This is a genomic window from Ruegeria sp. CF5, from assembly GCF_056537325.1.
Window position 1 is genome coordinate 693,514 of sequence record NZ_JBQFRI010000001.1, and the last position, 24,539, is coordinate 718,052.

23 protein-coding genes are annotated in these 24,539 nt (G+C 60.6%); 3 read left to right on the forward strand and 20 right to left on the reverse strand.

The window, feature by feature from the left end:
- Position 1: 1 nt before the first annotated feature.
- The 10 genes from ftsA to ftsW form a co-directional block, all read right to left on the reverse strand.
- Entirely contained in the window at positions 2–1,336 is a 1,335-nt protein-coding gene (ftsA, locus tag ACR0NW_RS03245; protein ID WP_170650755.1) for a cell division protein FtsA, read from the reverse strand.
- A gap of 7 nt (positions 1,337–1,343) precedes the next feature.
- Positions 1,344–2,348 carry a cell division protein FtsQ/DivIB gene (locus ACR0NW_RS03250; protein WP_480448877.1) on the reverse strand — a complete coding sequence of 335 codons (1,005 nt, stop codon included), beginning with the start codon at positions 2,346–2,348 and terminating at the stop codon, positions 1,344–1,346.
- Positions 2,336–3,256, reverse strand: a complete 921-nt coding sequence (locus ACR0NW_RS03255; protein WP_480448876.1) for a D-alanine--D-alanine ligase — start codon at positions 3,254–3,256, stop codon at positions 2,336–2,338. Before ACR0NW_RS03255 ends, ACR0NW_RS03250 begins: the two co-directional genes overlap by 13 nt.
- Before the next feature lie 105 nt (positions 3,257–3,361).
- Complete coding sequence (murB, locus tag ACR0NW_RS03260) at positions 3,362–4,288, reverse strand: UDP-N-acetylmuramate dehydrogenase (RefSeq protein WP_480448875.1); 927 nt, start codon at positions 4,286–4,288, stop codon at positions 3,362–3,364.
- Complete coding sequence (locus tag ACR0NW_RS03265) at positions 4,285–4,578, reverse strand: hypothetical protein (protein WP_480448874.1); 294 nt, start codon at positions 4,576–4,578, stop codon at positions 4,285–4,287. Before ACR0NW_RS03265 ends, murB begins: the two co-directional genes overlap by 4 nt.
- A 23-nt stretch (positions 4,579–4,601) precedes the next feature.
- Positions 4,602–4,868, reverse strand: coding sequence for a DUF2484 family protein (locus ACR0NW_RS03270; RefSeq protein ID WP_170650760.1), 267 nt, complete (start codon positions 4,866–4,868; stop codon positions 4,602–4,604).
- Positions 4,865–5,113: a DUF2484 family protein gene (locus tag ACR0NW_RS03275; RefSeq protein ID WP_480448873.1), complete on the reverse strand. Its 249-nt coding sequence runs from the start codon at positions 5,111–5,113 to the stop codon at positions 4,865–4,867. Before ACR0NW_RS03275 ends, ACR0NW_RS03270 begins: the two co-directional genes overlap by 4 nt.
- Positions 5,114–5,189: 76 nt before the next feature.
- Positions 5,190–6,599, reverse strand: coding sequence for a UDP-N-acetylmuramate--L-alanine ligase (gene murC, locus ACR0NW_RS03280; RefSeq protein ID WP_480448872.1), 1,410 nt, complete (start codon positions 6,597–6,599; stop codon positions 5,190–5,192).
- Positions 6,596–7,693, reverse strand: coding sequence for a UDP-N-acetylglucosamine--N-acetylmuramyl-(pentapeptide) pyrophosphoryl-undecaprenol N-acetylglucosamine transferase (locus tag ACR0NW_RS03285; protein WP_480448870.1), 1,098 nt, complete (start codon positions 7,691–7,693; stop codon positions 6,596–6,598). Before ACR0NW_RS03285 ends, murC begins: the two co-directional genes overlap by 4 nt.
- Entirely contained in the window at positions 7,693–8,856 is a 1,164-nt protein-coding gene (gene ftsW / locus ACR0NW_RS03290; protein WP_170650764.1) for a putative lipid II flippase FtsW, read from the reverse strand. Before ftsW ends, ACR0NW_RS03285 begins: the two co-directional genes overlap by 1 nt.
- 256 nt (positions 8,857–9,112) lie before the next feature.
- Here ftsW and ACR0NW_RS03295 point away from each other — a divergent pair, with 256 nt between their 5' ends.
- Positions 9,113–9,523: a nuclear transport factor 2 family protein gene (locus ACR0NW_RS03295; protein ID WP_480448869.1), complete on the forward strand. Its 411-nt coding sequence runs from the start codon at positions 9,113–9,115 to the stop codon at positions 9,521–9,523.
- A 72-nt stretch (positions 9,524–9,595) separates the two neighbouring features.
- Positions 9,596–10,777, forward strand: coding sequence for a BaiN/RdsA family NAD(P)/FAD-dependent oxidoreductase (locus ACR0NW_RS03300; protein WP_480448868.1), 1,182 nt, complete (start codon positions 9,596–9,598; stop codon positions 10,775–10,777).
- A 99-nt stretch (positions 10,778–10,876) separates the two neighbouring features.
- Here ACR0NW_RS03300 and murD read toward each other — a convergent pair whose 3' ends face one another.
- The 9 genes from murD to mraZ are packed head-to-tail and all read right to left on the reverse strand — an operon-like array spanning position 10,877 to position 20,273.
- Positions 10,877–12,277, reverse strand: coding sequence for a UDP-N-acetylmuramoyl-L-alanine--D-glutamate ligase (gene murD, locus ACR0NW_RS03305; protein ID WP_480448867.1), 1,401 nt, complete (start codon positions 12,275–12,277; stop codon positions 10,877–10,879).
- Between the two features lie 11 nt (positions 12,278–12,288).
- Positions 12,289–12,615 carry a hypothetical protein gene (locus ACR0NW_RS03310; protein WP_480448865.1) on the reverse strand — a complete coding sequence of 109 codons (327 nt, stop codon included), beginning with the start codon at positions 12,613–12,615 and terminating at the stop codon, positions 12,289–12,291.
- Positions 12,616–12,623: 8 nt separating this feature from the next.
- Complete coding sequence (gene mraY, locus ACR0NW_RS03315) at positions 12,624–13,706, reverse strand: phospho-N-acetylmuramoyl-pentapeptide-transferase (RefSeq protein ID WP_170650768.1); 1,083 nt, start codon at positions 13,704–13,706, stop codon at positions 12,624–12,626.
- Between the two features lie 24 nt (positions 13,707–13,730).
- A complete protein-coding gene (locus ACR0NW_RS03320) occupies positions 13,731–15,125 on the reverse strand; it encodes a UDP-N-acetylmuramoyl-tripeptide--D-alanyl-D-alanine ligase (RefSeq protein WP_480448864.1) in 1,395 nt (464 codons plus the stop codon).
- A complete protein-coding gene (locus ACR0NW_RS03325) occupies positions 15,122–16,603 on the reverse strand; it encodes a UDP-N-acetylmuramoyl-L-alanyl-D-glutamate--2,6-diaminopimelate ligase (RefSeq protein WP_480448863.1) in 1,482 nt (493 codons plus the stop codon). The genes ACR0NW_RS03320 and ACR0NW_RS03325 overlap by 4 nt, the downstream gene beginning before the upstream one ends.
- A gap of 20 nt (positions 16,604–16,623) precedes the next feature.
- On the reverse strand, positions 16,624–18,411 hold the full coding sequence (locus ACR0NW_RS03330; RefSeq protein ID WP_480448862.1) for a peptidoglycan D,D-transpeptidase FtsI family protein: 1,788 nt from the start codon (positions 18,409–18,411) through the stop codon (positions 16,624–16,626).
- Complete coding sequence (gene ftsL, locus ACR0NW_RS03335; RefSeq protein ID WP_170650772.1) at positions 18,408–18,776, reverse strand: cell division protein FtsL; 369 nt, start codon at positions 18,774–18,776, stop codon at positions 18,408–18,410. Before ftsL ends, ACR0NW_RS03330 begins: the two co-directional genes overlap by 4 nt.
- Positions 18,773–19,765, reverse strand: coding sequence for a 16S rRNA (cytosine(1402)-N(4))-methyltransferase RsmH (gene rsmH / locus ACR0NW_RS03340; RefSeq protein ID WP_480449595.1), 993 nt, complete (start codon positions 19,763–19,765; stop codon positions 18,773–18,775). Before rsmH ends, ftsL begins: the two co-directional genes overlap by 4 nt.
- A gap of 4 nt (positions 19,766–19,769) precedes the next feature.
- A complete protein-coding gene (mraZ, locus tag ACR0NW_RS03345; protein ID WP_170650773.1) occupies positions 19,770–20,273 on the reverse strand; it encodes a division/cell wall cluster transcriptional repressor MraZ in 504 nt (167 codons plus the stop codon).
- Positions 20,274–21,177: 904 nt separating this feature from the next.
- On the opposite strand from mraZ, the gene ACR0NW_RS03350 reads away from it, so the two are divergent.
- A complete protein-coding gene (locus tag ACR0NW_RS03350; RefSeq protein ID WP_170650774.1) occupies positions 21,178–21,402 on the forward strand; it encodes a DUF1127 domain-containing protein in 225 nt (74 codons plus the stop codon).
- A gap of 399 nt (positions 21,403–21,801) precedes the next feature.
- Here the strand turns inward: ACR0NW_RS03350 and ACR0NW_RS03355 are convergent, their stop codons facing one another.
- Complete coding sequence (locus tag ACR0NW_RS03355) at positions 21,802–24,411, reverse strand: ATP-dependent helicase (protein ID WP_480448860.1); 2,610 nt, start codon at positions 24,409–24,411, stop codon at positions 21,802–21,804.
- Positions 24,412–24,539 lie beyond the last annotated feature (128 nt).

A 24,539-nucleotide genomic window follows, 5' to 3' on the forward strand; every position in this document is an offset into this window, starting at 1 on the left:
TTTACCAGTTGTCCTTGAACCACTTCACCGCGCGGCGCAGCGACCGGGACGGGTAATTGTCGACCGGAATCTCGAAATCCCACCATTCGTCCTGAGGATGTGCAGCGAACAGGCTGAGGCCGACCGCCGAGGAAAACCCCGGTCCGGTGGCCGATTGCGGCAGGCCGTGCACGCGCAGGGGACGCCCCAGGCGCACGCGCTGGCCAAGGATACGGCTGGCCATACCGTCCAGCCCCATGATCTGGCTGCCGCCCCCGGTCAGCACGATCTGCTGTGTGGGCATATGCTCGAAGCCCGCCGCGTCCAGACGCACGCGGACCTCTTCCAGAATCTCTTCGACGCGCGGGCGCATGATGCCGATCAGCTCGGCCCGGCTGACGGTGCGCCGGTCATGTTCCCAGTCGCCGGTTTCGCCGCCGATATCGATCAACTCGCGGTCATCGGCGCCGGTTGCGTGCACCCCGCCGTTAAAGGTCTTGATCCGTTCGGCCACGGCGGCGGGTACGCCCAGCCCCATGGAAATGTCGGCGGTGACGTGATCGCCGCCCATGCGCACGCAGTCGGCATAGATCATGTGTTTCTTCATGAAGATCGACACGCTGGTGGTGCCGCCGCCCATGTCGATACAGGCCGCGCCCAGTTCCTGCTCATCCTCGACTAGCGCGGAAATGCCCGACACATAGGCCGAATTGGCGATCCCAGCGAGTTCAAGGTCACAACGTTTGATACAATGGACGATATTCTGGATCGCGATTGCATCGACGGTCAGCATATGCATGTCAACGGCCAGAGACTGCCCCAACTGCCCACGCGGATCGATCAGGCCCGAGCGGTTGTCGAGCGCAAAATTCACCGGCTGGGCATGCAGAACCTCGCGCCCTGCCCCATAGTCCGGCACATCGCAGGCGTTGAGGACACGCCCGATCTCGGCTTCGGTCACCAGCTGGCCTTCCAGATCCACCTGCGCATCCAGACCGTATGAGCGCGGGTTGGCGCCGGCAAAGCAGGCGATGACGTGATCGACGCGGATCTCGGCCATCTTTTGCGCGGCCTGCAGGGCGGTGCGAATGGCGCGTTCGGTTTCCTGCATGGCGGTCACTTCGCCAAACTGAACCCCACGGGAACGGGTTGTGGCCGCGCCGATGACCCGGAAACCGGTCTGTCCGGCCATCGAGCCGATCGAGTTGTCCTCGCTCAGCCGTCCGGTGCCGTCGAAGCGCAGAACGAGGCAGGAAATCTTGGAGCTGCCAACATCCAGAATGGCGACGACGCCCCGCTGCATGGCCTGCCTGCGCATCTGCCGCATTGCGCGCTGGGACTGATAAAGATCGGTCATCATCGTATTACTGCCCGTTACCCACTGTCACTTTTGTATTCCACCAGTCTTCGCTGGCGGCTTTGCTCATTCTTATTGTCGGACGCGATCCGAGCCGCATGTCCACCACGGCCACGTCGCGTTCCAGAAGATCCTGTACCTCGCTAACCGCCAGCACACGTTCCAGTGCGCGCACCGGGCGTTCAGTTGGCAGCATGATGCGCTGGCCACGATCCAGAACCAGATCCCAGCGCCGCTCGCCAATACGCACGAGGCCACGGACCCGCCCGCCAAGACTGCGCGCGGTTTTCAGAAGCTCCAGCGCCTCGGGCACATGACCATCGGCACCCTTGCCCGCAATCAGGGGCAGGTTGGCGTGGTTGGCGCGGGACGCCACCTCATCCACATGCGCGCCGGTTTCGTCCAGCAGTTCGATCCCGTCGCGGTTACGCCAGACTATGACCGGCTGACGTTCGACCACATCGACCTGCAGGATGCCGCCGGGGCGGATGCGGACGGTTGCGGATTTGACCGGATCGAGGCCGGTGATGACATCGCGGATTTGCTCGACATCCAGATCGAAGGAACTGATCGGAAAGTCCAGCGGCACAACTTCGCGGATATCCTCGGACAGGCCGGTCCCGGCCCCGTCGATGGCCATCAGGTTGACCATGAATTCGGGCCGTTCCTGAAACGAGGTGCGAATGTCAGCCACAAAGGTGCTGACCGCGTCCCGCCGTTCCTGAGAGGAGAAGTAGAGCCCGCCAATGGCCAGCGAAACACAGATCGGAATACCGATGCGCAGACCCATGCGGATGCCGGGGGTCAGCATCCAGCGCTGGTATCTGTAGCTGAGGCGGGATGGCGCGGGGTCGGCCTTGCGCGCCGCGCGGCCAAATCGCTTGCCGCCCTTCAGCTGCAGCTTCGGATCAGAATTTTCGTCGGCAGCGCCGGTTTCAAAGGCCGCGTCCGGCCCGGACAGGGCCTTGGACCGGTGGATCACCGGAGCGCGGGTAGCGGTCAGCGGTCGCATGAGGCGTCCTCCACCATCCAGGCGCAAAGCTGGCCGAACGTGATCCCCACATGCTCGCCCTGCTCGGGCACAAGCGACGTCGGCGTCATGCCGGGCTGGGTGTTGGTTTCCAGCAGAAACAGACCGGCAACGCCCTTGCTGTCATCCCAGCGGAAATCGGTGCGGCTGACGCCCCGGCAGCCCAGAACATCATGGGCGCGCAAGGCATAGTCCATGCACAGATCAAAGATCTCGGACGGGATTTCGGCCGGCAGCACATGCCACGAGCCGCCGGGCTTGTACTTGGCGTCGTAGTCGTACCAGCCGTCGGTCATGATCTCGGTCACGGTCAGGGCGCGGTCGCCCATCACGGTCACGGTCAGTTCCCGCCCGGCCACATATTGTTCGACCATCACCTGATCCGGCATGTCATCAGCCAGCTTCGGCGGGCCATTTGCGCCTTCGTGCACCAGATAGATGCCGACGCTGGAGCCTTCATTATTGGGTTTGACCACATAAGGGGCCGCCATCACGTGGTCGGCCATCACATCCGCCTTGGGAACGATTACGCTCTCAGCGATGGGCAGGCCCGCAACGCGAAACGCCTCTTTGCTGCGCTGCTTGTCCATGGCCAGCGCCGAGGCCAGCACGCCGGAATGCGTATAGGGAATGCCCATCCATTCAAGCAGACCCTGAACGCAGCCATCTTCGCCCCAGCGGCCATGCAGGGCGTTGAAGACCACATCCGGTTTGATTTCCAGAAGGCGCGCGTGCAGGTCGGGACCAGCGTCCAGCTCGACCACTTCGATACCTTCTCCCCTGAGGGCGGTTGCGCATTCGCGCCCGCTGCTGAGAGACACCTCGCGCTCTGCCGAGGGTCCGCCCATCAATACCGCCACTTTGGGGCTTGTCCTGCTCGACCTACCCACGTTCGTGCGCCTCAATGTCCCCGGACCTTATGTGGTGGTCCGTACTGCGTTTATGCCTTTGATCCGCCGCCTGAATTTGCTGTTTTTGGTCTGACGGTTGGGGCTTTATTCCTTCAGCGGATCACCGACCCGCATGATTTCCCACTCTAGCGTGATACCGCTTGTTTCGTAAACCTTTTTTCGCACCTCTTCGCCAAGCCCTTCGAGGTCGGCGGCAGTGGCGTCGCCAGTGTTAACGAGAAAGTTCGAATGCTTCTGACTCATCTGTGCACCACCCCGCATCGCGCCGCGCATTCCGGCGTCGTCAATCACTTTCCACGCCTTTAGATCGTGCACGTCATCGTCCCGCCCGGTCGACGAAAACCCGGCCGGATTGCGAAAGGTGGACCCGGCACTGCGATCCTTGGTGGGCTGGGTTTCGTCGCGCTTTTTCAGCTGGGCGTCCATGCGTGCGTGCAGCTCCGCGGCATCGCCGGACGGACCCTTCAACTTAGCCTCGATCAGCACCGCGCCCTGAGGCAGGTCGGACTGGCGATAGCGGAAATTCAGGTCCTCGGCGGTCAGTTCGACCACCTCTCCGTCACGGGTGACGATGGTGGCGGACTGGAACACATCCGCCGTGTAGCTGCCATAGCAACCCGCATTCATCCGCACTGCACCGCCGATCGAGCCGGGAATGGTGCGCAGGAATGTCAAGTCCACGCCCGCATCCGCCGCCTTGCGCGCCACATGCGCATCAAGCGCCGCCGCACCTGCGGTGACAGTATTGCCTTCGACCGAGATGCCGTTGAACCCGCGCCCCAGCCGGATCACCACCGCACGCAGCCCGCCATCGCGGACGATGAGATTCGAGCCGACCCCCATGGGAAAAACCGCCACGTCTGACGGGAGGTTACTCAGAAACTCCTGCAGGTCTTCGCGGTCGGCGGGTTGAAACAGGTAGTCGGCAGGACCACCCACACGCAGCCAGGTGAGGTCGGATAAAGTGCGGTCGGGGGACAAACGCCCCCGTATGGACGGTATTTGGATCATAAGTCGGCGCGGGCTGCCACGCTGCGCCCGCCGACGCCGCCCATGATGACCGCGAACAGGAAAGGCAAAACGCCGCCGGTCAGCCAGACAAAGGGGGCAAACGCGCGTTCTTCTTCACCGGTTCCGACCGTGGTCAACATGACGATCAGTGCCAACGCCACACAGGATGTCAGGCCGATCAGCCACAAAAGCCCGCGCAGGCCGATCCAGCGTCCCGCTGCAAAACCGGCGATGGCCCCTAAAACAAATGCTGTAAGCGGCAGGTAGGCGAACGTTGCGATGTTCCCCATGGCGGACCTCCTGATCTGGTCGATTATTTTCCGGTTGCCTTCTTGCCCTGCAATTTCGACTTTGTCCAACGGGTCAGGTAAATAACAGGCCAGCGCAACACCGACATCCCTGCGATCAGCACGATCAGGCCGATCCATGGGCCGTTTTCGTAGGTGACGTAGCCCAGCAGAGGGATTCCGATGGCTATCAGGATATAGGCGCGGGTCCAGTGGTGATCCTTGCTGGGGATCATGGCCAGCACATTCGCAGCCAGCCCCCAAAGACAGGCAAGGGCGATGGACCAGTTCATTCCGCGACCTCCTGCCCGGTCCATTTACGCCAGTAATAGCGGATGGGATTGCGGAACATGGATACGAAGGCGGCAAAAGCCAGCGCAGAGATGAACCAGCCGTAGTCATAGCCCAGCCAGACAATCAGTACCGGCGCGCAAATCAGCAGCAGAATGCCCGGAGGGAATTGCAGCCGCATAGGCAGCAGCGCCACAATCGTCGCGCAGATCACCCAGATCGCGGCAAAGATCATCGAATAGCCCATTCACCCCTCCCAGGACGCACGGAAACCTCTGGCATACTACCACACTTTCAGGTTGTGCGCCAAATGAGGTCCGACGTCAAACGGCTTGTTTTCTCTGCAATCTCTCCGGCAACCCGTTGGCCCAGGCGCTGATTGTGCCTGCCCCCAGACAGACAACCATGTCGCCGGGGCGCGCCTGTTCGCGGACGAGGCGTTCGAGATCATCTTCGTTGAGGATCGCACGGGCGTGGCGGTGGCCGTGGCGGATCAGCCCAGCGACCAGATCGTCGCGTCCTGCGCCTTCGATCGGGTCTTCGCCTGCGGAAAATACGTCAGCGATGGCGATCACGTCGGCGTCGTTGAAACAGGTGCAGAAATCATCAAACAGATGCGACAGGCGGGTGTAGCGGTGCGGCTGATGCACTGCGATGACGCGGCCTTCGGTCGCCTGACGGGCGGCTTTCAGCACGGCGGCTATTTCAACCGGGTGGTGGCCATAATCGTCGATGATGGTGACGCCATCGACCTCACCCACTTTGGTAAAGCGACGGTTAACGCCGCCGAAATTGGCCAGCGCCTCGCGTATCTCGCTTGCCTTCATGCCCAGATGGCGGGCAACAGCCACGGCAGACAGCGCGTTCGAGACGTTGTGATCGCCGGGCATCGGCAGCGTGCAGCCTTCGATCACCTTGTCCTCGTATTGCAGGTGAACGTCGAAATGGGCCACGCCCGCCTTGTAGGTCAGGTTCACGGCCCGCACATCGGCCTGCGCGTTGAAACCATAGGTGCGCACGCGGCGGTCAGTGATGCGGCCCACCAGCGCCTGCACCTCGGCGTGATCGGTGCAACAGACGGCGAGGCCGTAGAACGGGATGTTCGAGACGAACTCGTTGAAGCCCGCTCGCAATCTGTCAAAATCGCCCCAGTGCTCCATATGCTCGGGGTCGATATTGGTGACGATGGCGATGGTGGCGGGCAGTCGGTTGAACGAGCCGTCGCTCTCATCCGCCTCGACCACCATCCATTCACCCTGCCCCATGCGGGCGTTACTGCCATAGGCGTGGATGATGCCGCCATTGATCACCGTCGGGTCGAAGTCGCCCGCCACCATCAGCTCAGCCATCATCGTGGTGGTGGTAGTTTTGCCGTGAGTTCCGGCGATGGCGATGTTTGACTTCAGGCGCATCAGCTCCGCCAGCATGTCAGCACGGCGAACCACCGGCAGCCCTTGCGCGCGCGCCTCATCCAGTTCGGGATTGCCCGGTTTGATCGCGGTCGAAGTGACGACAACGGCGGCGTTTTTCAGGTTTTCGGCGCGCTGGCCGACAAAGATTTCAGCACCCAGCCCCGCCAGTCGATCTGTGATCTTGGACGCCTTGAGGTCCGATCCCTGCACCCGGTAGCCGAGGTTCAGAAGCACCTCGGCGATACCCGACATCCCAATCCCGCCGATTCCAACAAAGTGAATCGGCCCAACGTCCTGCGGCAGTTTGGTTGCGGGTGTCATGCGGTCTCCTTCTGCGCCAGTTGTTCGACAAGGGCCGTCAGACGCTCGGTCGCGTCGGGGGCACCGGTCGAAAGGGCGGCATGGGCCATTTTCTGTGCGGCTTCGGGGTTGGTCAGAACCGTGGTGATTTGCTGCGTCAGCGAAGAAACGTCAAGGACGTTTTCGGGAATCATGATCGCGCCGCCCGCCTGCACAAGTCCGCGCGCATTGGCGGTTTGATGATCCCCCGCCGCGGCGGCGAAGGGGACTAGAATCGAAGGGCGGCCAATGACCGAGATATCGGCAACGCTGGACGCGCCGGAGCGCGAAATGACAAGTTGCGCATCTGACATGCGGCGGGGCACGTCGTCAAAAAAGGGCTGAACGTCAGCGCGGATGCCGTGATCGGAATAAAAGGCGGTGACGCGCTCGCCATCCTCGTCCCGGGCCTGATGCGCCACGCGGATACGGCTGCGCAGATCGTCGGACAAACCGGCGATTGCCGCCGGAACCACGTCACTGAGGATGCGCGCGCCCTGAGAGCCGCCCATCACCAGAACCGACATCGGGTACTCACCGGGTGGGATATATCCCGCCGCCGCGCGTTCCAGCACTGCCGCGCGCACCGGGTTGCCGACGTGCACCCCATGGGCGCCTTCCGGCAGGTCGGTGGGCCAGACACCGCAGGCCACATAGGCAACGCGGGTTGCAAACAGCTGGTTCACCCGGCCCAGAACACCGTTCTGTTCGTGAATCATACGCGGGATGCCCAGCATGGTTGCCGCGCTGAGTGCGGGGATCGACGGGTAGCCGCCGAAACCGACCACGACATCCGGTTTGTCCCGCATCATCTGAAAGACCATGCCGGTCACGCCGCCTGCAATCTTGGGCCCGGCCATTGCCTTGGCGGCCAGCCCCCCCCGCGCGAAGGTGGCGGATGAGGCTTCGACGATCTCGGTCGTGTGAGGAAAGCCGCTGGTGTAACGCGCACCACGCGCGTCGGTGGACAGGCGCACGCGCCAGCCTTTTTTCAGCATGGATTCGGCCAGAGCCTGAGCGGGGAACATGTGCCCCCCGGTGCCGCCAGCCGCAATCAACAGATAGGGTTTTCCCATTATCCTCTTCCGCGCAGAATATCACCAAGTTCGCCCTGTGGTCGGGTGCGGGTAAAGGCCAAAAGCATGCCAACCGCAATCCCCCCCGCGATCAGCGAAGAACCGCCATAGCTGACAAAAGGCAGCGTCATGCCCTTGGCGGGCAACAGGCGCACGGCGACACCCATGTTGATCATCGCCTGAACCCCGAACATGCAGGCCAGACCGGTACCCGCCAGGCGGATGAACATATCGCGCTCGCGCATCAGGCGCAGTAGCGACCGCACGACGATGATCGAGTAGAGCGCGATGATGATCAGCACCAGGATCAGGCCGTATTCCTCGGCCGCGACTGCGATAATGAAATCGGTATGGGCGTCTGGCAGCGACCATTTTACCTGCCCCTCGCCGACGCCGACACCGAACAGCCCGCCTTCGCGGATGGCATTAGTGGCATAGCCCAGCTGGGTAGTCGGATCGACCTCCTGATTGAGAAAGCCGTCGATGCGGCGTGCGAAGTGTTCCGAGTTGGAATAGGCGACCATCCCACCCAGAACCACGGCTCCGGCCATGCCAAGCAGCAGCAGCATCGGCGCGCCGGCCACGAAATACATCACACCCCAGCCGAACAGGATCAGGCAGGCCTGCCCAAAGTCCGGCTGCATCACCAGCATACCAACGATGGCCATGCACAGCGCAAAAGACCACAGACGCCCCGGCGGGCCATTGATTTCCTGCGAAGCGGCGAACAGCCACGCAGCAACGACGACAAATCCGGGCTTCAGAAATTCGGATGGCTGAAGCGACGCAAAGCCCAGCGAATACCAGCGCACCGCACCCTTGCCGAAATCAGTGCCAAAGACCGGCAGAAAAGCCAGCGCCACAAAGGCTGCCACAAAGCCCAGCACCGCCAGACGCCGCACCAGCGTGGGCGACATCATCGAGGTCAGCAACATCGCAACCAGCGCCATTCCGCCGAAGAACGCCTGCCTCTCGACATAATGGAAAGGATCGAACCCGTTTCGTCCGGCAAGCGGCGGGGACGAGGCCAGCCCAAGCAACAACCCGATGACAAACAGGATCAGAACACAGGACATCGTCCATTTGTCGATCGTCCGCCACCATTTCGGAAGGATCGGTTCACCACGCCGGTCCGGGACCGCGCCATACACCATCTCAGTCATGAGATTACCGCCACTATCTGCCTCGTTAACGCCCCGTTTTCGGGGTCTGTGTGTGAGAGTCTACAGGGGTTTTTGCGTTTGGGCTAGAGGGATGACACTGATGCGGCAAAGTCACTGCGTATGGGCCCAAGAAACTCGCTACGCGTTTCGGATTTCTTAGGCACCCAACCATATCAGGTGCAGGCGTGGGTTGCCGGAAAGCTGCCCCCACAATACGCTTCATTGTAATCCAATCGATTTATTGGTGGAGACTCCGATGAAAGACATTTCCAACGAAGCCCAAGCCCTTTTTGCGCGATATCTGGAGTGCTGGAACAATCGAGACTTCGAGGGCGTCGCGGCCTGTTTCGACGAGCCGTCAATGTTCGTTCTTCCTACCGGCCCGGTAAGTCTGCCAAACCGGCAGGCACTGGTGGAACTGATCGGGAGAATTTTCGACGGTCTGGAAGCCGCAGGTTTCAGCCATACGACAATCGGTGCAATCGAGGCCCATCCGTGCGGCGACGGACTTGCAATATTGGACGCGCGGGACGTCAGCAGATTCAAGAAAGACGGTTCGATTTTGGAAATCATTGATGGCCACTACGTTATTCGCCAATCCGGAGAGGAATGGCGCCTAGCGGTGGCCGTGCCCTGCGCCACCGGTTGGAAAGAAGCCACATCCTAGGGTGACTATCGTCCCGGCTGCTCCAAACGGCGCCCTCTTGCCTTTACCTGCAATCCGCGCCATGCGCAGCGCATGAGATACGACACGATCATCCTTGGCGCCGGCGCCGCCGGCATGATGTGCGCTGCCCATTGCGGCGGGCGGGTTCTGGTGATCGATCACGCGAAAGCCGCAGGAGAGAAAATCCGTATCTCGGGCGGCGGGCGCTGCAACTTTACCAACATGTTCGCAGGCCCGGAGAACTTTCTGTCGCAGAACCCGCATTTCTGCAAATCGGCGCTGGCGCGCTATACCCAGTGGGATTTCATCGATCTGGTGAACCGCCACGACATCACTTGGCATGAAAAGACACTGGGGCAACTGTTCTGCGACGGCTCATCAAAACAGATCATCGCCATGCTGCTGGCCGAGATGGAGCGCGCCGGGGCCGAGCTTTGGGTGCGCAGCACGGTCTGTGACCTGCGCAAGACGGAAACCGGCTTTGCGCTGGAAGTGGAGCGCGACGGCAAGCGGCAAAACCTGACATGCACCAATCTTGTGCTGGCGACTGGTGGCAAATCGATCCCCAAGATGGGCGCGACCGGACTGGCCTATGACATTGCCCGCCAGTTCGGGTTACGCATGACCGACACCCGCGCCGCCCTTGTTCCCTTCACATTCCCGGATGGCCGGTTCAAAGACCTGTCCGGTGTTTCCCTGCCCGCGCGCCTTTCAAACGCTCGCACCGGCTTTGACGAGGCGCTGCTGTTCACCCATCGCGGTCTCAGCGGCCCTTCGGTTTTGCAGTTGTCATCATACTGGCGTGAAGGCGAGGCCATTTCCATCAACCTGATCCCAGATCTGCCGCTGCTGGATCTGCTGCGCGAGCAACGGCAGGTTTCGGGGCGCAAGGCGCTGACGACGGAACTTGCGCGTCACCTGCCTGCCCGGCTGGTGGACTACCTTCAGGGGGAAATCCCGATGAACGGCAATCTGGCGGACCAGTCAGATTCCAGCCTGACCGCGCTTGCCGAGGCGCTGAGTGCGTGGTCTCTGACCCCATCCGGGACCGAGGGCTACCGCACCGCCGAGGTCACACTGGGCGGGATCGATACGGATGACCTGTCGTCAAAGACCATGGCTGCAAAGAACGTGCCGGGCCTCTATGCCATCGGAGAAGCGGTGGATGTCACCGGCTGGCTGGGCGGCTACAACTTCCAATGGGCCTGGTCGTCGGGCCATGCCGCCGGAACGGCCATAGCCTCGGGGCGCTGATCCCTCTTCTTCTCGTAACAAAATAAGGCGGGGTGAATTGGCCGAAGGTCAAGACGGGGGCAGCGCCCCCGGTGGCGTTTCAGAGCAATCAGACGCGTCTTAGCCCGCCAGCCGCTTGCGAACCTCGGCCACAAAATCTTCGCCCCGCTGCTCGAAATTGTCGTATTGATCAAAACTTGCGGCTGCGGGTGCCAGCAGCACGGTTTCGCCTTCCTGAGCATCCGCCATCGCGCGGTCCACTGCCTCGGCCATGGTGGTGCAGACTTCGGCCTCGGCCTCCAGCTGCATGGCGAAGCCTGCCGCCTCTCGCCCGATCACATAGGCTTTCAGCACTTCGCTGCTTGCGCCATTCAGGGCCGACAGCCCCCCCTCTTTCTCCAGACCGCCGCAGATCCAGCGTATCTTCCTGAACGCGCTCAGCGCCTTTACCGCGCTGTCCACATTGGTCGCCTTGGAGTCGTTCACGTAAGTCACGCCCTCTGCCTCGGCAATGATCTGGCTGCGATGAGGCAGGCCCGGATAGCTGTGCAACGCGGCCTCGATCACCCGCGGCGCCAGCCCCAGCGAGCGGCAGGCCGCATAGGCGGCGCAGGCATTCTGGTGATTATGGGAACCCGGCAACCCCTTGATGCCGCGCAGGTCGATCGATCCTGTCTGACGCGCTTTGCGGTATTCCGACAGAAACCCCTTTCGCGCAAAAACCTGCCAGCCGGGGCCGGTCAGTTTCCGCTCGACCGAGATGCGGATGACCCGGTCATCCGACGGCCCCTCGGACATCTGCCCCGCCAGAAAGGCGCCTTCGGCCTCATCCACGCCAATCACGGCACGATCCGGCCCGCCTTCGGAAAACAACCGGCGTTTGGCGGCGAAATATCCACCCATACCGCCATGGCGGTCCAGATGATCGGGGGACAGGTTGGTGAACACGGCCACATCCGGCGTCAACGCACGCGCCAGCTCGGTCTGATAACTGCTGAGTTCCAGCACCACGACTGATCCATCGTCACCGGGGTCGATATCCAGCACGCCGCGCCCGATATTTCCGGCCAGCTGTGCCTCGCGCCCCGACTCGGTCAGAATGTGATGGATCAGGGCGGCGGTGGTCGATTTACCGTTCGAACCGGTCACGGCAATTACCCGCGGTGGTGTGTCGAACTTTTCCCATTCCGGCCCTGCAAACGAGCGGAAGAACAGGCCGATGTCGTTGTCCACCGGCACCCCGGCATCCTGCGCGGCTGCCACGACCGGGTTGGGTTCGGGATAGAGGTGCGGGATGCCCGGCGACACGATCAACGTCTCGATATCCTCAAAAGCGCCCTGCCGCCGTAAATCTACGCAATCGAACCCTTCACCCGCAGCCGCTTCCCGCGCCGCCGGATTGTCATCCCAGCATATTAGCGTGGCGCCCCCAGCGCGCAGAGCCCGTGCCGCCGCCAGACCTGACCGGCCAAGCCCCAGAACCGCTACTTTCTGCCCTGAAAACCCTTTGACCGGGATCATTCAATGAACCTCTAAGTAAAAGCTTGAATTAACTTGCCGATAGGCAACGCCAAAAGGACCATAATAACTACCCAAATGGCTAACGACCAAAGAAAGCCTGCTGGGCGGTCTGCTTTTTCTCCCAGTCCAAAGTACTTGCTTCCAAGTGGAGCGATACTAGTCGCTGACAATATCACCCCAAGCCAAAATGTCCCAGATCCAATACCGTCCATAGTGCCGATCAATGCGAGCGCCAATCCGAGCAAGCCTACAGCGCCCTGTACTGAGTCTTCTAACCACTCAGGAAACGGGGCAAAAAGCAGTTTTTTTATTGTTCTTCCGTTAATCATGTTTTCCAAACCTTGACTTATCTTACCTTCAGCGTCGCCAGACCGATCATCGCGAGGATCAGGGAAATGATCCAGAACCGGATCACGATGGTCGGCTCAGCCCAACCCTTTTTCTCATAATGATGGTGGATCGGCGCCATCAGAAACACACGTTTGCCTGTACGTTTGAAGTAGAGAACCTGAATGATGACGCTCAGCGCCTCGACGACGAACAATCCGCCGACAACCGCCAGCACCAGCTCGTGCTTGGTCGCAACGGCGATGGCCCCCAGCGCGCCGCCCAGCGCCAGCGAACCGGTGTCGCCCATGAACACGGCAGCCGGCGGGGCGTTGTACCAAAGGAATCCCAGCCCGGCGCCGAACAGAGCTGATGTGAAGATAAATATCTCACCCGTTCCCGGCACGTAATGCACATCCAGATATTCGGTAAAGTCGACCCGGCCCACGGCATAGGCAATGATCCCAAGCGTCGAGGCCGCAATCATCGCGGGCATGATCGCCAGACCATCCAGACCATCTGTCAGGTTCACCGCATTCGCGGCACCGACGATCACGACGATGGCAAACGGAATATAGAAAAGACCCAGATTGATCAGCGTGTCCTTGAAAACCGGCAGCGCCAGTTGGTTCTGCAGGTCAGCCGGATGGTGAAGCGTGGCCCAGAATGCGGCCAGCACGGCAATGATGACGCCCAGCGCCAGACGCAATCGACCCGGAACGCCACTGGTGTTCTGCTTGGAAACCTTTGCATAGTCATCAGCAAAGCCGATAGCCGCATAGGCCAGTGTCACGAACAGAACCATCCAGACATATGGGTTGTCCCACCGCGCCCAGATCAGGGTGGATGTGACCAGCGCGCCGACGATCAACAGCCCGCCCATGGTTGGTGTGCCTGCCTTGGAAAAATGCGCCTCGGGGCCGTCGTCACGGATCGGCTGGCCCTTGCCCTGTTTTCTGCGCAACACGTTGATCAGCGGCTTGCCAAACAGAAAGCCAAAGATCAGTGCGGTCAGAAAGGCGCCCCCTGCACGGAACGTGATATAGCGGAAGAGGTTCCAGAAATCCCCTCCGTCCGACAGGGCGGTCAACCAATAGAGCATCTCAAAACCTTTCCCAAACGCCGATCATGGTTCAAGCGCGCTCCCTTGCCCCATTTTCCGCAAACCGTCAACAATCCGCGCCAGCCCCATGCTGAGCGACCCTTTGGCCAGAACCGTGTCGCCCGCGCGGATCAGGTCCGGCAGGTGCCCCGCCATCTCGGTGCTGGTCTCGCTCCACCGCCCGCGCTTTTCGGCAGGCAGCGCGTCGTGCAGCGCCTTCATCAGCGGGCCAATGCAGTGGACCTGATCGACCTGCGCCATCGCCGCGACATCCGCCATACCGGCATGCATTGCGACTTCCTGCGCGCCCAACTCTTTCATGTCGCCCAGAAACGCGATCCGGCGCGCGCCTTGCGAGGCGGCCAAAACATCCAGCGCAGCCTCCATTGAGGTCGGGTTGGCGTTGTAACTGTCATCCAGCAACTCGATCTGCCCACCAGTCGCCAATGGCAACGTTTCGCGCACGCCGCGTCCTTTGACCGGCGACCAGCGGCGCAGACCGGCAATGGCCTCATCAAGATTGACGCCCATCTCAACGCAGGCCGCCAGAGCGCCCAGCGCATTCATGGCAAAATGAGTGCCCGCGGATTGCACGTCGTAGGTTATCAGCGTGTCCCCGACCGAAGCGCTTGCCTGAACCGATTCGCCCCCTTGTGTCACATCCTTCAGACTGTAGTCTTTGGCATCGCGGCCAAAATCGACGATCCCGGCACCATGGTCCTGTGCGGTCTGACGAAGAATGTCCGCATGTTCGATGTCGGCGTTCACAATCGCGGCCCCGCCACTTTCCAGCCCTTCGAAAATCGCCGCCTTTTCATGGGCGATGCCCGCAACCGACTCGAACGCCTCAAGATGAACCGCCGCAACGGTCGTGACCAGCGCCACATGCGGGCGGGCCTGTCGGGCCAAAGGCGCAATCTCACCCGGATGATTCATGCCGATCTCGATCACCGCGTATTCGGTGTCGCGCGGCATTCGCGCCAATGTCAGCGGAACGCCCCAATGGTTGTTATAGCTGGCAACACTGGCATGGGTCTTTCCCTGCATGGACAGGATTGTCGACAGCATTTCTTTGGTCGAGGTCTTGCCGACACTGCCGGTCACGCCGATGACGCGCGCGTCGCTTCGGGCGCGGGCAGCCTGCCCCAGCGCCTCAAGCCCGGTCTGAACGTCGTCCACGATCAGCAGCGGCGCGTCCTCGGACACTCCGTCCGGAATGCGTGAGACCAGTGCAGCGCCCGCGCCTTTCTCAAGCGCCTGCGCCACAAAGTCATGGCCGTCCCGCACGTCCTTCAGCGCGACGAACAGATCACCCGGCTGTATCGTGCGGGTATCGATGGAGACGCCGTTAACCACCCAGTCGGCGGTGGCACGTCCACCGGTTGCATCAGCGGCCTCGGCTGCAGTCCAGAGCGTCATGCCACCCTCCCGTCCAAAGCGGCCACGGCTATGCTGGCCTGTTCGGCATCGTCGAACGGCAGAACCTGATCACCGACGATCTGACCGGATTCGTGCCCCTTGCCCGCGATCAGCAGCGCGTCGCCCGGCTGCAGGGCATCGACGCCGCGCAGGATCGCCTCGGCCCGGTCGCCCACCTCGGTCGCTTCCGGCGCGCCCTGCATCACGGCAGCGCGGATTGTTGCAGGGTCTTCGCTACGCGGGTTGTCGTCGGTGACAAAGACGATATCCGCATTCTCAGCCGCCGCCTGGCCCATCAGCGGGCGTTTGGTGGCGTCGCGATCCCCGCCTGCGCCCACGATGGCGATGAGACGCCCCATCACATGAGGGCGCATGGCCTTGAGCGCAGTCGCCACGGCATCCGGTGTGTGTGCGTAATCGACAAAAACTGCCGCCCCGTTGTCACGGGTCGCGGCCAGCTGCATCCGCCCGCGAACAGTGGTCAGGTGCGGCAGGGTTTCAAAGACCCGTTCCGGATCATCCCCGCTGGCAATGGCCAGACCACAGGCCAGCAGCACGTTTTCGGCCTGAAACCCTCCGATCAGGTTCAGGCGGGACTGAAGTGTTTTACCACGCCATGAAAACCGCAGGTCCTGACCGGTCGCGTCGAAACGCTGGTTCAGCAGACAAAGGTCCGTGTCCGCCTGCCCGACCGTCAGCACCTTTTGTCCGCGTGACAGGGCGATGTCGCGCATCTCGGGGCCTTTGGGATCGCTGATGTTGATGACAGCCGTGCCATCGGGCGGCAGGACCCGCGTGAACAGGCCGGCCTTGGCGATAAAATAGGCCTCGAACGTGTCGTGATAGTCCAGATGATCCTGCGTGAAGTTGGAAAACCCGGCCGCTGTCAGGTGCACGCCATCAAGGCGACGCTGTTCCAGCCCGTGGGACGATGCCTCCATCGCGGCGTGGGTCACGCCATTGGCCGCCGCCTCGGCAAGGCAGCGGTGCAGAGTGATCGGCTCGGGCGTGGTATGGGCCAGCGGTGCGGTCCATGCCCCTTCGACACCGGTTGTGCCGAGGTTCACCGCAGCATGGCCAAGTTCGGTCCAGATTTGGCGCACGAAGGTTGCCACGGATGTTTTGCCATTGGTCCCCGTGACCGCAACCATGGTCTGAGGCTGCGCCCCGAACCACAGCGCCGCCGTGTAGGCGAGCGCCTGACGCGGGTCTTCGACGACGATCAACGCAGCATCGGATGCGGCCAGTTCATCAGCCGCGATTTCTGCACCTTTGGCATCGGTCAGTATGGCGGCCGCCCCCATACGCAGGGCATATTGGATGAATTCACCACCATGAACGCGCGTTCCGGGAAGGGCCGCGAACAGATAGCCATCCTTGACGTCGCGGCTGTCCACCGCCAGTCCAGTAATGTCCAGGTCCTTGCCGCCCCGCGCGGTCAGGGCCAGTTGGCTAAGTTTCGTTGACTTTGCGCCCATGACCCACCTTTTCGGACTGCCTAATTCGAGGTCAGCGTTATAGCAGCGCCCGCATCAGGCTCAAGCCGAGGACGCAGCCCCAGCAACGGAGCGACCCGACCGATCAGTTCTGCGGCCACGGGCACAGCGGTCCAGCCAGCGGTGCGCCGCTTTTCGCCGTAGGCCACGATCGAGGGTTCGTCCAGTGTGACCACCAGAACGTATTTCGGATCATATGCCGGGAAGAGTGTGGCGAATGTCGCGATCACCCTGTCGTCGTAATACCCACCACGCGGTTTGGGCTTGTCGGCAGTGCCGGTTTTACCCGCAACGTCATAGCCCGGCACTTCGCCAAAGCTGGCGGTGCCGCTGGTGACAACCTTGCGCAGCATTTTCTGCGCCTGACGGGCTGCGTTCTCGGACATCACGCGCGGGCCGTATTGCGGGCCGTTCCGGCGCAGGATCGTCGGACTGACATAGTGGCCACCGTTGGCGATGGCGGCATAGCCCGCCGCCAGATGCATCGGGCTGGTGGAAAGGCCGTGGCCGTAAGAGATCGTGACGGTGCTGAGTTCACCCCATTTCTTTGGCTTCAGAGGCTCGCCACCCGCAGCCTCGACAATCTCGAACGGGGTGGGTTCGAACATGCCCAGCCCGGCCAGAAAATCCTGCTGACGTAGCCCGCCGATTTGCAGGGCCAGCCGTCCGGTGCCCCGGTTCGAACTTTTGACGATGATGTCAGCGACGCTGAGATCGCCATAGTTCTTGCCCTGAAACTCGCCAATCGGGAACCGCCCGATTTTCATCGGGCCCGAAGTGTCGATGATGGTTTCCGAGTTTACCAGACCCAGATCAACGGCCTGTGCCGCCGTGAAAATCTTGAAAACCGAGCCCAGTTCATAGACGCCCTGCACATACCGGTTGAACAGCGGGCTGTCAGACGGATCAAACCCCGATGTCGGCGGCCTTGGCCGGTCATTCGGATCAAATGACGGCAGGGAAGCGGCGGAAATAACTTCGCCCGTGTGAGCATTCATCAGCACTGCCGAGGCGCCTTTGGCGTTCATGATCTTCATGCCACCATAGAGAACCTGTTCGACCGCCGCCTGAACGGTAAGGTCCAGCGAAAGTTGCAGGGGCTTGGTGCCGTTGGCGGGATCGCGAAGATAGCCGTCGAACTGCTTTTCAATGCCGGCAACGCCGATGACTTCGGCAGCATCCACCCCCTCGCGGCCAAACCCAGCCCCACCAAGGATATGGGACGCAAGGCGGCCATTGGGATAAAGGCGCATTTCGCGCGGACCAAACAGGATGCCCGGATCGCCGATATCGTGCACAGCCTGCTTCTGTTCCGGCGAAATGCGTTTCTTGATCCACAGAAACTTGCGCTTGCCGGTGAAATCCTTGACCAGACGATCCTTGTCCAGATCAGGGAAGATTCTGACCAGTTGATCCGCGGCTGCGACCGGGTCGATCATCAGAGGTGGCTGGGCGTAGACCGAATAAGTCTCGAGATTCGTTGCCAGAATGCGCCCTTCGCGGTCCACGATATCCGCGCGCTGCATCGCGATGGTTGCACCGGAGGCACTGGCAAGGGGTTCCTTTGCCTCGGACGTCGCCAACATACCCATGCGTGCGCCGACAACCGCAAACGCCACAAAAAAGAACGCGCCCAGAACCAGCAACCGGCCCTCTGCGCGGGCGCGGGACCGATCCTTCATTTCCTCGTGGCGCTTGTGGATGTTCTCGCGCTCGATCAGGTCGGGGTTTTCACCGCGCGCTCGGGCATCAAGCACCTGCGCCAAAGGGCGAATCGGTGTACGCGTCATGGGATCTGCACCTCGCCCAGGGCCTGAACATCGGTGATCGCGGTCAGGTCATTTGGATCGATCTCCGGCAGGTCGGGATCTTCGGCATAAGCGATCTGATCCGCGCGCCCGAACTGTTCGGCGCGCAGCGGCAGCAGGCCAAGGCGTTCAAAGTTCAGGTCCGCCAGCTCGCGCAACCGGTCGGGGCGATTCAGATAAGCCCATTCTGCGCGCAATACGGCCAGCCGGGCCTGCGCGGCTCCGATCTGAGTTTGCAGAGACCGGGTTTCTTTCAGAACCTGCTGCGTACGGTAGTTTTCCTGATAGGCCCAGAGGGCCAGACCAAATACGGACAGAGCGGTCAACACATACAGAATACTCTTCATCTTGCCCTTCCCCCCAGTTGCGGCATGCCGATGGCGCGGGCGTCTATTTCCCCCGCCGGAGCATCGGTGCGAACCGCGACCCGTAACTTGGCAGACCGCGCACGTGGGTTTTCATCCAATTCCTGCGCATCCGGCCCAACGGCCTTGCGCGTTTTCAATGTGAATTGCGGCTGTTCCTGCTGCACCTCGGGCGCATAACGGTTCGCACGGCCGGTTTTGCCCGCCCGAGACTGAAAAAACCGCTTAACCATCCGGTCCTCGATGGAATGGAACGTGACCACCGCCAGTTGCCCGCCGGGTTTCAAAGCACGCTCAGCCGCCATGAGGCCCTGAAACAGCTCTTCGTACTCTGCGTTCACCGCAATGCGCAGGCCCTGAAAGCTGCGCGTCGCAGGATGCGACTGCCCCGGCTTGGGACGCGGCAGGCAGGATTCGATAATCTCGACCAGACGCAGTGTTGTGGTAATCGGCTCCTCGTCCCGTGCCTTTATGATCGCCTTGGCAATACGGCGGCTGGCGCGTTCTTCACCGTAGTGGAACAGGATATCTGCCAGCTGCGCCTCTGTCGCGGTGTTGACCAGATCGGCCGCGCTTTCGCCTTCCTGGCTCATCCGCATGTCCAATGGACCGTCCTTCATAAAGGAAAAACCGCGCTCGGCCTGATCCAGCTGCATGGACGAGACGCCAAGATCCAGCACAACGCCATCCAGATCCTGGGCGTATTCATCCAAACGCGAAAACACACCGGGCTGCATCACCAGCCGGTCGCCATATTCACCGGCCCAATCTGCCGCCATATCAAAGGCCAGCGGATCACGGTCAACGCCGATAACCGTGTCGGCACCGGCATCCAGCAAGCCGCGCGTATAGCCGCCGGCGCCAAAGGTTCCGTCAAGCCAGGTACCCGAAACAGGTTCAACTGCGGCCAACAACGGGCGCAACAGAACGGGAATGTGAGGTTTGTCGGAAGGAGTTTGCGTACCGGCCATGCCGTCACGCATCCCCGGGACCATCGAGGAACTCCATCGGATCGAAATCGTCCGGCAGTTCGTCCAGCCATTCTTCGGCTTTGGCCAGTTCTTCGGCCTCGTAAGTCTCGGGTTTCCAAATCTGAAAGGTATCACCGGCGGCGATAAAGAACGCCTCGCCCTCTAGTGCGATCTTGCTGCGCAGCTTGGCGGGCAGAACCAGACGACCGGTTTCGTCTACGTTGGTCGGAAAGGACTGACCATGGAACATGCGCTGCAGCATCTTGCGCTGCATGGAACCACGCGGGAGTGCATCGATCTTGGCGTCAACTTCGTCGATCGCCTCCATCGTGTAGCATTCAAGATATTTGCGGCGGTGGTCGCCATAAACAATCACGAGTTCCGGATTGCTACCCGACTGCCAGTTGGGATCGGAGGCTTCAAGCACACGGCGAAAAGAGGCCGGGATCGACACCCTGCCCTTCGTATCCACCTTATGGTGGCTTTCGCCTCTGAACCTGCGCGCCAAGACGACTGTCCCTTTCGCTTGCGCCCCACTTGAAATTCACGTTCCCCCCGAAGGTAAAAACGGCGGGTTGATCTGCTGCCACTGATCAACCCGCCGCATTCGCCCGCTTTGCGGGAAGTCCAGCTGCGCGCGCCACCTGGGGGGATGTCTGCTCGCTCGCGCGCCGGATCTTGGTGTCTGATGAAAAGCGAGATGCCTGTATGAAACCTGTTTGTTTTTGGTCGGGGTCGTTTGGTGCCCCATCTGCCTCGTCCTCATCGGATGCATAAGGGATGACATGGGAATTCATGGAAATCAACTGATTTATTCAATGAAATATATCCTTGGGCGCCAATTTGAGCGCCAACAGAGCAACCGATTGAGCTAATTTGTCCACAAATAGAATAATCAATACGACCGATCACTATATATGGTGTGCGCTTAGTAGGTGCAATTTTTTCCCACGATTTCCCAAAAAAGTAGATATTTCACCAATTCCCTCACGCATGTTCGATTTTTGTTCTTATTTGCCGCCGCGAATCATTCCCCAAAACCAGTCCACTTCGCGACAAAAAACCAAGAGATCGCCCCACTAGGTACCGCTTCCCATAAAATCCCGTAATTCCCTCCATCAAGATCAGGAGGGGCTGTCAGAACGCCGAAAATTCCACCGGGGCCGCCCAAATTTTCAACAGTCAAAAGGAAAATTTCCGAAAGGGCATCACCTGGGTTTTTAAGAAATGCGCCAGGAAGCCTTATTTTCCTGCACCTATGCGCCTCGTTGGATTTTCCACCTTCAATCTATGCACTTGCTGCATAGCGGCATTGATCACGAGAGGTATTGTGCAGTTGCAGCATTTGCCTATTTTGATGCTCAAGCAAGCGCCGCAACATGGTGGCGAAACGAAAGATACGGAATACGAAAATGGCAGTAACAAGCGCACAGAGCACGCTGAAAGGCGCACATTCATTTGGCATCGCGTCGCTGTTCGAAGCAGCGAAAGACCGCTTTCTGCGGAACCGGATGTATCGCCAGACTGTCAACGAACTTTCGTCGCTGTCGAACCGTGAGCTGGCCGATCTGGGCCTGCACCGTTCGATGATCCGGCGTGTGGCCCAGCAGGCGGCCGAAGACCAGATCGCGCGCTAAGCGCAACAGAAACAACCGAGATCAGGCCCTCCTCCTCCCTGAGGGTCTGTATTTCAGCGGCGACGTCTCTCCTCCTCCCTGACGTTGCCGCACCCTATACCGGCCCTGAACGCCGGAGCTGATACGCCGGGCTTCCTCCTCCCTGTCCCGGTGTTGCAAGCGCGCGGCGATGCCCTCCTCCTCCCTGGCATCGCCGCGACTTCATACCGGGATCAAACCCGGGTTCGGATACATCGGGGCTCTCCTCCTCCCTGCCCTGATGTTGCAAAGAACGGCGGTTCCCCTCCTCCTCCCTGGGAACCGCCGTTTCTTTTTCCATAAACACGAAAAAAGCGCCGCGGCCTGAGCCGGGCGCCTTTAAAGAAATCAAGTATGTGCCCGCAGGCACATTCGGCTTGATCAGAACGGCACGTCGTCCTTGGCGGTCAGGTACTGAGACACAACCTTCTTGAGACCCGCCTTGTCGAAATCAACCTCGACCTTGTCGCCTTCAATACCAGTCACGGCGCCATAGCCAAACTTCTGGTGGAACACGCGTTCGCCCAGCGTGAAACTGGCCACTGCGGTTGCGTCGATCATTGTGTTGCGGGATTCGCGCGGCTGCGACATGCCATATTGACCCTGCCGAGCCTGCATCCGCTTCCAGCCGGGCGAGTTATAGACGTTTGCCTCGGCCGCGCGGGTTTCGATTGTTGTCGTAGTCTGCCCGCCACCATAGAGACCCGGCGGTGTCAGCACTTCGACATGATCCTCGGGCAGCTCATCTATGAATCGGGAAGGCATCGCGTTCTGCCACTGCCCGAACACCCGCCGGTTGGCCGCGAAAGAAATGGTGCAGACCTCTTCGGCGCGGGTAATGCCGACATAGGCCAGCCGCCGCTCTTCTTCGAGGCCCTTGATCCCGGATTCGTCCATTGACCGTTGTGAGGGGAACAGCCCATCCTCCCAACCCGGCAGGAAAACGGCAGGAAATTCCAGCCCCTTGGCCGCGTGCAACGTCATAATCGAGACCTTGGCTCCGTCCGATTCCTGCTCGTTATCCATGACAAGACTGACATGTTCCAGAAACCCTTGCAGGTTCTCGAAATTGTCCAGCTGGTTGACCAGTTCCTTGAGGTTTTCCAGCCGCCCCGGCGCTTCGGGGGTCTTTTCGTTCTGCCAAAGGGCCGTATAGCCGGATTCGTCCAGAATGATCTGCGCCAGTTCGATATGAGAGGTCTCGGGTTCGCCGTACTGGATCGGTGCAGCCCCGTCATCGATGACCGAATCGTCGTCCAATTCAATCCGTGGCCCGCGCGTCATCGCGTTCCAGCGCGCCAGCCCTTCGAGCAACTGCCGCAAAGCAGCGCCGCCCTTGCCCTTGATCAACCCCTGATCAACAGCGATCCGCGCCCCGTCAACCAACGACACGCCGTTTTCCCGCGCGGTCATCTGGATCGTCTGCTGCGCCTTATCGCCAAGTCCGCGTTTGGGCGTGTTCACGATCCGCTCAAAGGCCAGATCATCCTCGGGGCTGATGACCAGCCGGAAATAGGCCATGGCATCGCGAATCTCCATCCGCTCATAGAATCGCGGACCACCGATGACGCGATAGGGCAGACCGATGGTCAGGAACCGATCCTCGAACGCGCGCATCTGGTGTGATGCACGGACAAGGATGGCGATTTCGTCGAAATCGTATTTTTGGAAAGCCGGTTCTAAAGATCGCCCTTCTTGCTGTCTCATTGTCAATTCCCAAATGAGACCCTCCCTCCCTTCATCGGCCAAGAAGCTCCCGTGCTTTCTCAACCGATCCAGTACTTGCTCTCTGCTATTAAGCCCTTCTAATGCATCCCGTTCTCCGAGACGTTTTATTTCCCTCATCATTTGCTCTGATCGAGAGTTTTCTCGATTCCTGGCAAAAGGCGAACTACCATTATTTAGGTCTTCGATCTTCTCTCCGATCCAGCGGGCCTCTTCCTCGCCATCCCAATGGCCGATTAGGCAGACCTTTTCACCGCTTTCTGCGACCGTCCAAAGCTCTTTGCCCAAACGATTCTCATTGCCGCGAATGACGTTCGAGGCCGCCGCCAGAATATGCGGGGTCGAGCGATAGTTCTGTTCCAGTCGCACCACAAAAGCGCCGGGGAAATCCTTTTCGAACCGCAGGATGTTGCCCACCTCGGCCCCGCGCCAGCCATAGATCGACTGATCGTCATCACCCACGCAGCAGATGTTCTTGTGTGCCCTGGCCAGCAGGCGCAGCCAGAGGTACTGGGCGACGTTGGTGTCCTGATATTCATCCACAAGGATATAGCGGAACCAGCGCTGGTATTGCTCCAGCACGTCTGTATGGGTCTGAAAGATCGTGACCATGTGCAACAGCAGGTCACCGAAATCCACCGCGTTCAGCTCGCGCAAACGGGTCTGGTACTGAGCATAAAGCTCGATACCTTTGTGGTTATAGGCCCCTGCATCCGCAGCGGGCACCTTATCAGGCGTCAGGGCGCGGTTTTTCCAATCATCAATGATTCCGGCCAGCATCCGCGCGGGCCAGCGTTTGTCGTCGATATTGGCGACCTGAGTGAGTTGTTTAAGCAGCCGCTTCTGATCATCCGTGTCCAGAATGGTGAAGTTCGACTTCAACCCGACCAGTTCCGCATGACGCCGCAACAGCTTGACGCAGATCGAATGGAAGGTGCCAAGCCACGGCATCCCTTCGGCGGGCTGGCCCAGCATCCGGCCCACACGCTCTTTCATCTCGCGCGCAGCCTTGTTGGTGAAGGTCACCGCCAGAATCTCGTTCGGGCGGGCCTTGCCGCTGCGCAACAAATGGGTGATGCGGGCGGTCAGCGCCTTGGTTTTACCTGTCCCCGCCCCCGCAAGCATCAGGACCGGGCCATCAAGCCGTTCGACCGCCTCGCGCTGCGCGGGATTGAGATCGTTCAGATAATCCATCTGACGCGCAGGCATGGCCCGCGCCGACAGCGATGCGCCTTCAAAGGCGTCCATTTCGTCGAAACTGCTCATTGCTGCAAACTACGCCGGAAACGGGGAAAGGGAAAGGGTTTGTTCATGCCTTGTTCCGACTCTGAAAGGTTGCATCCGGTGTCGGCTTTCCACTGACGGCTTGCCGAATCGACGGGCAGGCCCGATCA

Excerpts from the sequence above, each read along its gene's own strand:
- ACR0NW_RS03350 (WP_170650774.1), top strand. The coding sequence starts at position 21,178 with ATGGCAGTAACAAGCGCACAGAGCACGCTGAAAGGCGCACATTCATTT.
- murC (WP_480448872.1), bottom strand. The coding sequence starts at position 6,599 with ATGACACCCGCAACCAAACTGCCGCAGGACGTTGGGCCGATTCACTTT.
- ACR0NW_RS03270 (WP_170650760.1), bottom strand. The coding sequence starts at position 4,868 with ATGAACTGGTCCATCGCCCTTGCCTGTCTTTGGGGGCTGGCTGCGAAT.
- murB (WP_480448875.1), bottom strand. The coding sequence starts at position 4,288 with ATGATCCAAATACCGTCCATACGGGGGCGTTTGTCCCCCGACCGCACT.
- mraY (WP_170650768.1), bottom strand. The coding sequence starts at position 13,706 with ATGCTCTATTGGTTGACCGCCCTGTCGGACGGAGGGGATTTCTGGAAC.
- ACR0NW_RS03295 (WP_480448869.1), top strand. The coding sequence starts at position 9,113 with ATGAAAGACATTTCCAACGAAGCCCAAGCCCTTTTTGCGCGATATCTG.
- rsmH (WP_480449595.1), bottom strand. The coding sequence starts at position 19,765 with ATGGCCGGTACGCAAACTCCTTCCGACAAACCTCACATTCCCGTTCTG.
- ACR0NW_RS03300 (WP_480448868.1), top strand. The coding sequence starts at position 9,596 with ATGAGATACGACACGATCATCCTTGGCGCCGGCGCCGCCGGCATGATG.
- ACR0NW_RS03325 (WP_480448863.1), bottom strand. The coding sequence starts at position 16,603 with ATGGGCGCAAAGTCAACGAAACTTAGCCAACTGGCCCTGACCGCGCGG.
- murD (WP_480448867.1), bottom strand. The coding sequence starts at position 12,277 with ATGATCCCGGTCAAAGGGTTTTCAGGGCAGAAAGTAGCGGTTCTGGGG.
- ACR0NW_RS03275 (WP_480448873.1), bottom strand. The coding sequence starts at position 5,113 with ATGGGCTATTCGATGATCTTTGCCGCGATCTGGGTGATCTGCGCGACG.
- ACR0NW_RS03355 (WP_480448860.1), bottom strand. The coding sequence starts at position 24,411 with ATGAGCAGTTTCGACGAAATGGACGCCTTTGAAGGCGCATCGCTGTCG.
- ftsA (WP_170650755.1), bottom strand. The coding sequence starts at position 1,336 with ATGACCGATCTTTATCAGTCCCAGCGCGCAATGCGGCAGATGCGCAGG.
- ftsW (WP_170650764.1), bottom strand. The coding sequence starts at position 8,856 with ATGACTGAGATGGTGTATGGCGCGGTCCCGGACCGGCGTGGTGAACCG.
- ACR0NW_RS03320 (WP_480448864.1), bottom strand. The coding sequence starts at position 15,125 with ATGACGCTCTGGACTGCAGCCGAGGCCGCTGATGCAACCGGTGGACGT.
- ftsL (WP_170650772.1), bottom strand. The coding sequence starts at position 18,776 with ATGAAGAGTATTCTGTATGTGTTGACCGCTCTGTCCGTATTTGGTCTG.
- ACR0NW_RS03250 (WP_480448877.1), bottom strand. The coding sequence starts at position 2,348 with ATGCGACCGCTGACCGCTACCCGCGCTCCGGTGATCCACCGGTCCAAG.
- ACR0NW_RS03330 (WP_480448862.1), bottom strand. The coding sequence starts at position 18,411 with ATGACGCGTACACCGATTCGCCCTTTGGCGCAGGTGCTTGATGCCCGA.
- ACR0NW_RS03285 (WP_480448870.1), bottom strand. The coding sequence starts at position 7,693 with ATGGGAAAACCCTATCTGTTGATTGCGGCTGGCGGCACCGGGGGGCAC.
- ACR0NW_RS03265 (WP_480448874.1), bottom strand. The coding sequence starts at position 4,578 with ATGGGGAACATCGCAACGTTCGCCTACCTGCCGCTTACAGCATTTGTT.